7 protein-coding genes and 1 rRNA gene are annotated in these 9,981 nt (G+C 40.2%); 5 read left to right on the top strand and 3 right to left on the bottom strand.

What is annotated here, in order from left to right; translation table 11 throughout:
• The first annotated feature begins 95 nt into the window (after window positions 1-95).
• The 4 genes from rrf to creD all read left to right on the top strand — a co-directional run bounded on the left by rrf (window position 96) and on the right by creD (window position 3,979).
• Window positions 96-210, top strand: a 5S ribosomal RNA gene (gene rrf / locus HHO47_RS18455).
• A 244-nt stretch (window positions 211-454) separates the two neighbouring features.
• Complete coding sequence (locus HHO47_RS18450; RefSeq protein WP_169021620.1) at window positions 455-1,129, top strand: response regulator; 675 nt, start codon at window positions 455-457, stop codon at window positions 1,127-1,129.
• On the top strand, window positions 1,116-2,597 hold the full coding sequence (gene creC, locus HHO47_RS18445) for a two-component system sensor histidine kinase CreC (RefSeq protein ID WP_211183777.1): 1,482 nt from the start codon (window positions 1,116-1,118) through the stop codon (window positions 2,595-2,597). Before HHO47_RS18450 ends, creC begins: the two co-directional genes overlap by 14 nt.
• Window positions 2,598-2,677: 80 nt before the next feature.
• Window positions 2,678-3,979 carry a cell envelope integrity protein CreD gene (gene creD / locus HHO47_RS18440; protein ID WP_169021619.1) on the top strand — a complete coding sequence of 434 codons (1,302 nt, stop codon included), beginning with the start codon at window positions 2,678-2,680 and terminating at the stop codon, window positions 3,977-3,979.
• Window positions 3,980-4,021: 42 nt separating this feature from the next.
• On the opposite strand, the gene HHO47_RS18435 is transcribed toward creD, so the two are convergent.
• Together HHO47_RS18435 and HHO47_RS18430 are read right to left on the bottom strand one after the other, a co-directional pair.
• The gene (locus HHO47_RS18435; RefSeq protein ID WP_169021618.1) at window positions 4,022-5,293 is read right to left on the bottom strand and encodes a LysM peptidoglycan-binding domain-containing protein; all 1,272 of its coding nucleotides are present in this window, start codon (window positions 5,291-5,293) and stop codon (window positions 4,022-4,024) included.
• 66 nt (window positions 5,294-5,359) lie between these two features.
• Window positions 5,360-6,223, bottom strand: a complete 864-nt coding sequence (locus HHO47_RS18430; RefSeq protein ID WP_169021621.1) for a LytTR family transcriptional regulator DNA-binding domain-containing protein — start codon at window positions 6,221-6,223, stop codon at window positions 5,360-5,362.
• A 182-nt stretch (window positions 6,224-6,405) separates the two neighbouring features.
• Here HHO47_RS18430 and HHO47_RS18425 point away from each other — a divergent pair, with 182 nt between their 5' ends.
• Entirely contained in the window at window positions 6,406-7,701 is a 1,296-nt protein-coding gene (locus tag HHO47_RS18425) for an acyltransferase family protein (RefSeq protein ID WP_169021617.1), read from the top strand.
• Between the two features lie 41 nt (window positions 7,702-7,742).
• Here HHO47_RS18425 and HHO47_RS18420 read toward each other — a convergent pair whose 3' ends face one another.
• Window positions 7,743-9,767, bottom strand: a complete 2,025-nt coding sequence (locus tag HHO47_RS18420; RefSeq protein ID WP_169021616.1) for a TonB-dependent receptor — start codon at window positions 9,765-9,767, stop codon at window positions 7,743-7,745.
• Window positions 9,768-9,981 lie beyond the last annotated feature (214 nt).

Here is a 9,981-nt window from a genome sequence, read left to right as displayed (position 1 = left end):
CTGTAAGCCATAAGCTTTCAGCCGTCAGAAAACAATTATCAGCATTTTCAAATTTTAATTAATTGGCTCGAAAGAGCGAATTAATACCAAATTTGCTTGGTGACAATAGCGTTTTGGACCCACCTGATTCCATGCCGAACTCAGTAGTGAAACGAAACAGCGCCGATGATAGTGTAGCATTTGTTATGTGAAAGTAGGTCATCGCCAGGCTCCAAATTGAGAAAGCCCGACTCGAAAGAGTCGGGCTTTTTTACGTCTGTACGAAAGCGATTAGTTTCGAGCCGTCAGCCGCACAGCGTTAATCTTTTATACCTGTGTGAACTGCTATTTTTAAGTTTGAAAAACTCGCGCTCCCATAAGAAAATATAACCTCGTAAACCTAACTATTGACTGCATTTATAGTTACTGTAACTATAAATCATTGCTAATTTGCTGTAGTAAAGGAATTAATTGTATGACAACTGCACAAGTTGTGATCATTGAAGATGAGAAAGCGATTGCTGATACACTGATCCATACTTTAGAAATAGGTGGCTTTGCTGTGCATTGGTTTGCTACAGCGGGTGAAGGGCTTGAGTATATTAAAAACAACATGCCTGCCTTGCTGATTTTGGATATTGGCTTACCTGATGCCAATGGCTTTGAGTTATGTAAAAAGATAAGAGAGTTCTCAGCGGTTCCGATTATATTTCTTACCGCCCGAAATGATGAAATTGATCGTGTAGTTGGATTAGAAATAGGCGCTGATGATTATGTTACTAAGCCATTTAGCCCGCGAGAAGTGCTTGCAAGAGTTAAACTTAGGCATAGCAAACCTGCGATTAAAGCATCTATCTCTCTAAAACCTGTATCAGGGCTTTATGCTGAGAATTTCGATTATTATTTCCAAAATCAAGCATTGACTCTCACTGCGTTGGAATTTAAATTGCTGGATAAGCTAATTACCCATCCTCGCCAAGTATTCTCCCGTGAGCAACTACTACTGTCGGCGCAAAATCATCAAGATGCAATCTATGCCCGTAATGTAGATAGTCACATTAAGGCTATTCGCACTAAACTACGCGCAGTATCGGCTCCTGCATGTATTCATACTAAACGTGGTTTTGGTTATTACTATGAATTCACCTAAGCCAACAAGTACGATATTTGCTCGTCTGAAACGATGGCCTAAGATCCCGCTTGGACTTAGGCTGTTTTTACTCTACTTTGTTTTAGTGATTTTAACTGCTTACTTGGTTAGCTCGACAGTTATGAGAGAGATCAAACCAACGGTACGCCAAGTAAGAGAAGAAGCGCTAGTCGATATGGCAAACATGCTGGCTGTGATGGCAAGCAACCCAATGGCGAACGGCGATATTGCACAGAGTGCTTTTGCTATGCAAATCAATTCTTATGGTTTGCGTGATCCTGGCTTTGCTATTTGGGGAGGTGAAAGAAAGTCAGTTAATCACCGAGTTTATATAACTGATCAACAAGGGATTGTGGTGTTGGACTCATGGCAGCAGGATGTTGGTAATGATTTCTCTAAATGGAATGACGTTTACCTCACCTTACGTGGTAAGTACGGGGCACGTTCAACTGCATTAGACCCAAATGATCCGCTATCAGCAGTAATGCATGTTGCTGCACCAATCATATATAACGATGAGATCATTGGCAGTGTCACAGTTGCTAAAGCGAACCGTTCAGTACAGCCATTTATTGATATTTCCAGGTATCGAGTATTAACTTGGTTAGCGTTAATGAGTGTACTGGCGCTTATAATTGGTGCGTTAATCGCGTGGCGTATAAATACTGCGTTATATAAGCTTGCAGACTATGCTGATAAAATGGGGCGCGGTGAAAAAACTAGCAAACCTACCTTTAGAGTTTTTTATGAATATAGCTTACTCAGTGATGCGCTTGAAAATATGCGTCGTCAGCTCGATGGTAAGCGTTACGTAGAAAATTATGTGCAAACTTTAACGCACGAATTAAAAAGCCCATTGTCGGCGATTAAAGGGGCCAGTGAAATACTACAAACCCCGACGACTGTGGATAAACAGCAATTGTTTGCTCAGAATATTGAAACCGAAGCTACGCGAATGCAGCAATTGATCGATAAGTTGTTAGCATTAACAAAGCTTGAGCAACTTCCAGAACTTGAACAGCGCCAATTAATTGATTTATCTACACTGATTGAACAAATCAAAGTTTCTTGTATTAGCAAGATAATGACTAGACAAGCTGATCTAAGTGTTAATTGCGCTAGCGAAGTAACTTATATGGGGGATCAATTTTTAATTCAACAAGCTTTGTATAATCTATGTGAGAATGCACTGGATTTTGTTTCTGAGCAGGGCTATATCAATATTGTTGTGACTCAAGCTGCTAACGAGCTTTGTATTAACGTTGAAAACACCGGTCCGAATATCCCTGAGTATGCGTTAAAAAGAGTTACCGAGCGTTTTTATTCGCTTGCCAGAAGTAACGGACAAAAAAGCACCGGCCTTGGGCTTAACTTTGTAGAACAAGTGGTTAAGTTGCATAAAGGAAAGTTAGACATCCTGAATACCCCGCAGGGCGTATCCGTTAAGCTGTTTTTACCAACTCCATAAAGACTCCATATAAACACCATTTAAAATCCACTTTTGTCGATTACTCTAGTTCCTATATTAAATATGGAGTAAAGATAACAATGAAACAAAAAATTGAAACGAAGTTGGTGATCATCATAGGCCTAATTGTACTGTTATTAGTGCCTATCTTTATGATCCAAAACCTAATTGATGAACGTGCAGAACTTCAGCAACAAGTGCAAGTTGATATTGCTAAAAGCAGCAGCGGCGAGCAACAAGTCATTGGGCCGTTTATTCAAGTGCAATTTATAGAAACTCACACCGAGGAAGGTAACACTACTGAACAGTTAAAAACGCTGTTGTTGCTACCTGAAACATTGACAATAAACAGTGAATTATCCTCTTTTGAGAAATATCGAGGTATTTATAAGGCGTTGCTATATCGCTCCACGAATCATTTTGTAGGCCAATTTAATACCGAGCCTTTAAATGAATTAGCCGGTAAAAAGATAAAGCAGGTGCGTATGGTGATGGCGATTAAAGATATTCGCGGTATTGGTCAGGGCAGCACAATGCGCATAAATAACCAAGAATATGCGTTGCAGCCTGGCACTAAGCTGGCGCAATTGCCCGAAGGCGTTAATATTGAGCTCGATTATAGTGCTTTGCTAGAGCAACATACATTGGATTATCAAATTGATTTAAATCTACAAGGAATGCGTAAACTAGCTATTGCTCCTGTCGGCAAAGAAACTAGTCTTAGCATGCAAGCCGATTGGCCACATCCAAGCTTTGTGGGAGATTACTTACCTATCGACTCAAGTATTTCAGAGCAAGGCTTTACTGCCAACTGGCAAACAAATTACTTTGCTACCAACTTAAAAGAGCTGTTTCAGCATTGTGTTTTTCAAAATCAGTGTGAGCAATTTAAGCAACGTAGCATGGGAGTTAATCTTGTTGATGGTGTTGATCATTACTTAAAAAGCTATCGTGCTAGTAACTACGCAATTTTAGTGCTGATATTGGTATTTGCCAGCTTCTTTTTACTCGAAGTGCTACGCAGCGAACCTGTTCACCCGGTGCAATATGGCTTTGTCGGTTTAACACTGGCCGTTTTTTACTTATTGTTGATATCGCTTGGTGAACACCTAGGATTTAACCTTGCTTACTTACTATCAGCATTAGCTTCTTCATTATTACTAAGTATTTATGTGGCTGGTATGTTGAAAAATACTAAGCATGGGGGGTTATTTTTGATCAGTATACTGTTTTTATACAGCTTACTGTACGGGCTATTAAGTGCAGAAGATTACGCATTGTTGATGGGCAGTTTGTTAGTATTTATAGTACTGAGCCTGCTGATGTTATTAACTCGTACCGTGAATTGGTATCAATCAAAGTCGCAACCAGAAGAGCAATAATTATTTGTTAAGGGCTGCAACGACACAGCCCTTTCTTTTTTATTAACTCGCGGATAAAAAAACGGTTAGTTTATCACCTATACGTAAGGTATCTGATGATAGGCTATTCCATTGTTTTAGTTTAGCAATACTCACTTTATAATGATTGGCAATTTTCCATAAGCTATCACCCGATTTAACCTGATGTTCAATTTGGGTATCGGCTAATTGAGGGAGCACAAGCTTTTGGCCAATTCTAATGGTGTTACTTTTTAGATCGTTAAACGCTTTGAGTTGGCTAATACCCACTTTGTAGCGTTTCGCTATAACACTTAAGCTATCGCCACGTTTTACTGTGTAGTGTTGCCACTGACTATAATCATTGGAATCAAGATTAGCGAGCATGTCTTTAAATTGTGTTTGTTCAGCAACTGGAACAACAATGTGGGGTGCATCAATAATGGCAGGAAAGCGGATCACACCATGATTTAAAGATTCAAGTTGCTGCCATTGCTTTTGGTTATCTAGAATAACAGCGCCATCAATAGGCAATACTGCAATTGTTGGGCTGTTTGAAATTGTAGGAAAAGCCATTTTTTGGCTTTTTAATAATTGTGCCGCAGCTAGTAATTTTGGCACGTACTGACTGGTTTGTTTGGGCAGTTTTAAGTTGAAAAAATCAGTGGGTTTGCCTTGCTTTTTATTGTTACTAATTGCCCTGAGTACACGGCCTTCGCCTAAGTTATAAGCTGCTATTGCATGATACCAATCACCATCAAAGCGCTTGTACAAGTACTCCATAAAATCCAGTGCTGCGCGAGTGCTATCAATAACATCTTGTCGTCCATCGTACCAAGGCGTTATTTGTACTTTAAAATACTTAGCAATGGCAGGCGTTAATTGCCATAAACCTGAAGCATGTTTGTGCGAATAGGCACTGGCGTTAAAGTCGCTCTCAATAAGTGGCATTAATGCCAACTCTATGGGTAATTCCCGCTTTTCTACCTCAGAAACAATATGATAAAGGTAAGGCTCTGCACGGCGACTTATTTCATCCATATAATGAGGGTGAGATAAATACCAAGCAATGCGTTGCTGAACTGCTGGGTGGCTTGAATTGGCAAATGTTAGCTGTGCGCGAATACGTTGCCATACATCATCAAGTTCTTTTGTGGTGAGTGGCGCTATTTGTGCAATATCTTTGCGCTGTTCACTAACAATTGTTTTGGGGTTAGCCTTAATTTCAGGGGTTGATGTTGGTGTATCGGGTGTGGTTTCACAGCCGGATAAAATAAACACTAATGGCAAAATGCGGATAAATCGATTTGAGAACACGTACTACACTACTCCGAAAATATAAATGCGGCTAACCTAAAGCAGGTAAGCTTAACATAGGGTGAGTTAAATATGAGCGGGAAATGAATGCAAATGTCCTTTGAACTGCTCTTTATAGCGACGTGATAAATTAAGCACTTTTCCTGTTTTTAGTTTTATTTCACTATCACCACTGGGTAGTGGCGTGATTGACTCAACTGCATCTAAGCGAATTGCATGAGAGCGATGAATACGGCAAAACCCTTGCGGTTCTAACTGAGTTATAAGTTGGCTCATAGTTGCACGTAAAGGGTAAATTCGTGTGCCTATATGTAGATTTACGTAATTGCCGCTGGATTCAAGCCAGTCGACTTCAGTTATGCGGATAATAAACTCTTTACCAAGCTTTTTAACCAGCAGCCGGTCAAAGCTAAAAGCTGGCGGGGGATCTTCACCTTGCGTTATTGGAGCGGCTTCACCACTTAATTGGCTAACAACATATTGATAGGTTTTAATAACGACAATTAAAAATAAGAACCCCCACAAATCTTTGCGGTATTCATAAAGTAACTCAAACCACACTAACCCAAAGTCATATTGCATACCCTGCACGGTGTAAATGAGTTTGCGGATAGCGACCATAATACCAATATGTAATAACGAAAAAGCAATGCTCGCTACTAAGTACAGTAATATTGAATGAGAGATTTTTTGCCAATTAAAGGGCTTAGCTTTTAATAACCAAACTAAAGCCGGAAACAATAATAAAGTGCCAATAGCACTCGAGTATTCCCACACAAAGGGCTCCCAGAGCATAAAAGGAAGTGCGCCATCACGTTGGGCTTCCATAATATTTGAGCTGGCATTAATCGTGTTGTTTATAAAAATATAACTACATAAAAATAAAGCCGCATACCAAGTTTGGTAGCGTTGAAAGTGCGTTAAAGTGATCATTATTATTGTTACTCTTTAAAAGACCGTAATTAGATTACCAACATAGCGAACAATCACCAAACTTATCATCCCTGATATCCACCGCTTATCCCTACTGACTGTTTTGTCAGCCTTTTGTGATTGCTTAATGCCGTGTTTTGTTCATAGTTACTATTAATTAGTCACAAGCTAAATCTAATATGAACCTTAAAATAGTCATTAAAAACACAACATGCACGCTATTAAAACCTTGGTTAAATGTGTTTAACCAAGATAAAGAGTTGCCATCTCGCCGTTATGATTTAGATTGGCTGAGAGTGCTTGCCTTTGGCTTATTAATTTTTTATCACACCGGTATGTTATACAGTGAAAATTGGGGATTTCATTTTAAAAGTCAGTACTTATCTAGCGATGTTGAAAACGTCATGCTCTTATTATCACCTTGGCGGATGGGGTTGATCTGGTTCATTTCTGGTGTGGCGCTGCGCTTTATTGTTGCGCGTTTTAATCTAGGTATGTTTTTAACTACGCGAAGTGTAAAAATATTACTGCCTTTATTGTTTGGCATTTGGTTTATTGTGCCTATTCAGCTTTATGCGCAAATGAGCCAAGAAGCCAGTTTAGCTATGGGCTTTTGGCAGTTTTACAGCCAGTTCTTTGATTTAACCAACCCTTTATTCGAGCGCTATCAAGCAGGGATTTGGCCTCATGTCGATGTGAATCACCTTTGGTACTTACGCTCGTTATGGCAATTTACTTTATTGCTGGTGCTAGCAATGCCGCTGCTTCATCACGCTACTGTGCATACAATAATCACGCGTTTATGTGGGCGCTCGTTATTTACAGTTTTTATTGTATTGCTATTGCCGCTGTGTATTTTAAAACTGAGCTGGCCGAGTGATACATTTAGATACCCCATGGGTGCGCTGTTTTTACTATACGGTTACTTGCTTGCGTGGCAGCCTGCATTTTACAGCCAACCGCTACGTCACTGGCAGGCGTTATTAGTGGTATTCATTTTAGGTTATTTAGTTGTCGTGCTGGGTTATCACATGATTTGGCAAAATCCTGCCGCCAGCCAATGGCAAATCACTAGTATTGATATGCTATATACTGCGCAACGATTAGTGGGCGTGTTGTTAATGCTGGCTCTAGCACAACGTTTTTTGAATCACTATCACCCTAAATTGGCTTTATTAAACTGTGCAGTATTCCCTTTTTATCTATTGCATCAAAGTGTGATTATTGGCTTAGCTTATTACTTTAGCCCATTGCAATTAGGCCCTTGGCTAGAGCCAACACTCATTATTTTGTTTACGTTTGGATTGTGTGCGTTGGTTTGTTGGGGGCTGAGTTATGGTGCGCTACTTAGACCACTATTTGGCATGAAAGCCAATTACCAACACGCAAAGCTAGAAACAGCATACTTAAAGCGTATTGGTATGCTTGTTGGTGGAGTAGCTATTTTACCTATGGCACTTAGGTTAATGTTCTAAATGCCATAGGTTTATTTGTTTAGGCTCGGTCAGTAGCGCGTTTAAAACTCGCCACTGAGTGAAATAGTGAGGCTCGGCTCATTGTGTTCTAGCGCATAGTAGCGATAATCTAACTTGCCAGTTCTATCTGGGTAATAAATATGGCGGTCATATAGATACTCTCCACCAAAAGCATCTTCAAGTTCTATATTGATCTGCATGTCATTATCTAAGTCGAATTCGGCGTAAAAACCGTAAGTAGCGCGATCTTTTTGTCGGTAAATTTCTTCTGGATAGAAACCGGTTTCAGTATTGGGTAGAGATGCCAGCACACCCCATGCATACCAATCCCCGTCTTTTCTAAACTCTATCTCGGCACTGTGTGGCTCTAGCCAAGATATGGCCCGATCACCTGTTAATGGGTCATCGTAGTCGGCATCGCGATATTCATAAAATGCATTTATGAGGCTGTCTTCCAGTAACCAATTGGTTTGTATGCTGATATTGAGATCTAAGCCATAGTAATAGGCGTGCCCTGCATTACCGACCCCCCAGTCACCATTATCAAAACGAATGAACTCATGAATATCACGCTGTTTTTGCCAAAAAGCTCGCGTATTTAGTGTCCAGAGATCTTCTGCTTCATAATTTAATTCGTAACTTAACTCGATACTTTGTTGAGGCTTTAACTCAGTGTTGCCCGATTGCTCTCGGTCAAAGTCATTGTCTTGGCTATCCAGAAAGTCAGAGAAGTCAAGCTGGTCGACCTTACGCTGCAAAGTGAATGTTGATTGCAGGCCGTTTTGCGCTTGGTGGCTGAGCTTAATAAGAGGTTTAAGATAGCGACTTTGTGTTTCATATTGGGTATTTGATTTGCTGCTGAGCTTAGCGTATTCACCCGTTAATTTACTGTATAGCTGCCATTGCGGGTTGAGCTTGATTTTGCTGGCAATAAAAGGCTCTGCACGGGTTTCACTGACGCTGGTAGTCGTGATTTTGCTCTCTGCGGTGTGCGCTTCTAACGTATCTGCCTCTAAACGGTTATGACTCACCTCTATACCTAACTCTGGTTGCCACCACAAAGCAGGTTGCTGACTTGCAAGCTTTAATACTTGCTCTGTATTTGATTGGGTTTGCTTAAATTGAGTAAGCGTGAGTTTACTGTCGCTTTGCTCTGTGGTGAACGCAACTTGGTCACTGTCACGCAGGCGAAGTAATCCCGTCAATTGCCATAACCATGATGGTTCGCCTGCAATTGCTTGCTGTTGCCAGTCAAAGCCCAGCTCATACTCATCGAGTTGAGATTTATCTTTTATAGCCTCATTACCCGACTCATCGTTATTGTTTTGCCAATCACGTTTATAATCTTCTTGATAATGCTCTTTAAGTAACAGAGCATTTATTTGTAATACGCTATCAGTCATCACCTTGCTTGATGTAATACCTGTACTGATATTTTCAATGCTTTCTTGATACTGATCTTGACCATTTAAATAGCTGATATTTTGACTGTTAGACTCAGTGTAATCAGTTACAGAGTAAGCAACATTTTTGTCAGTAGAGAGCTTTAACTGGTGATCCCAATTCAGCCATTGTGTACTGACTTGTAGCGAGGCTGCATTTGCTTGGTTAAAGTCTTTATGTGATTTAGCACTAACCTGCCAATTTGCCCTGTTTTTAGAATTATCTCTTATGATATTAACTACTTGCGTATATTGGCTGGTAGAAGAAAATGGATGGCCGGCTAAATAGACTTCCATTTCAGCAATTTGGCTTATGGGTAAATCTGACAAAACCGTTTCTAGGCTTTGCGACTTATTGAGAACGGGCAGGCCATTAATCAATACATTGCCGCTGGCGTTACTCAGGCCTCGTTGATTATTTGAATCAATAAACTGAAAGCCTGCAACTTGCTCAATAATATCGAATGCAGTTTGCCCCTGCATGGCTAGAAGATCATCGCTGGTATAAAGCGCGGCTTTATCTTCAATGACAACCCGCGTGACATTTTGGGCGAGCACTGAAGAGTTACAGTTTAATGAACTGATAAAAAAAGCAGAGGTAAGCCAATTTTTTTTGCGATGCATTGTGCGTCCTTGTAAGTGATTTAAAACGTTGCTATTAGATTTTATTCAAGGGCTGACCACAATATTTAAGTGTTAACTGGCTTGATCTAGCTGTTGTTCCGCACCCCTAATTTGAATTAAACTCGCTCATTAAATAGCCACTTGATTTGCTTTTGTAAATAAAAGCTTGACGCAGAACCCTAGGTTTGATCTATTACTCTCTTTTGAGAGCCTA

This window comes from Pseudoalteromonas arctica, from assembly GCF_012927645.1.
GTDB classification, from domain to species: Bacteria; Pseudomonadota; Gammaproteobacteria; order Enterobacterales; family Alteromonadaceae; genus Pseudoalteromonas; species Pseudoalteromonas arctica_A.
This window is presented reverse-complemented; position numbering and strand designations above follow the sequence as displayed.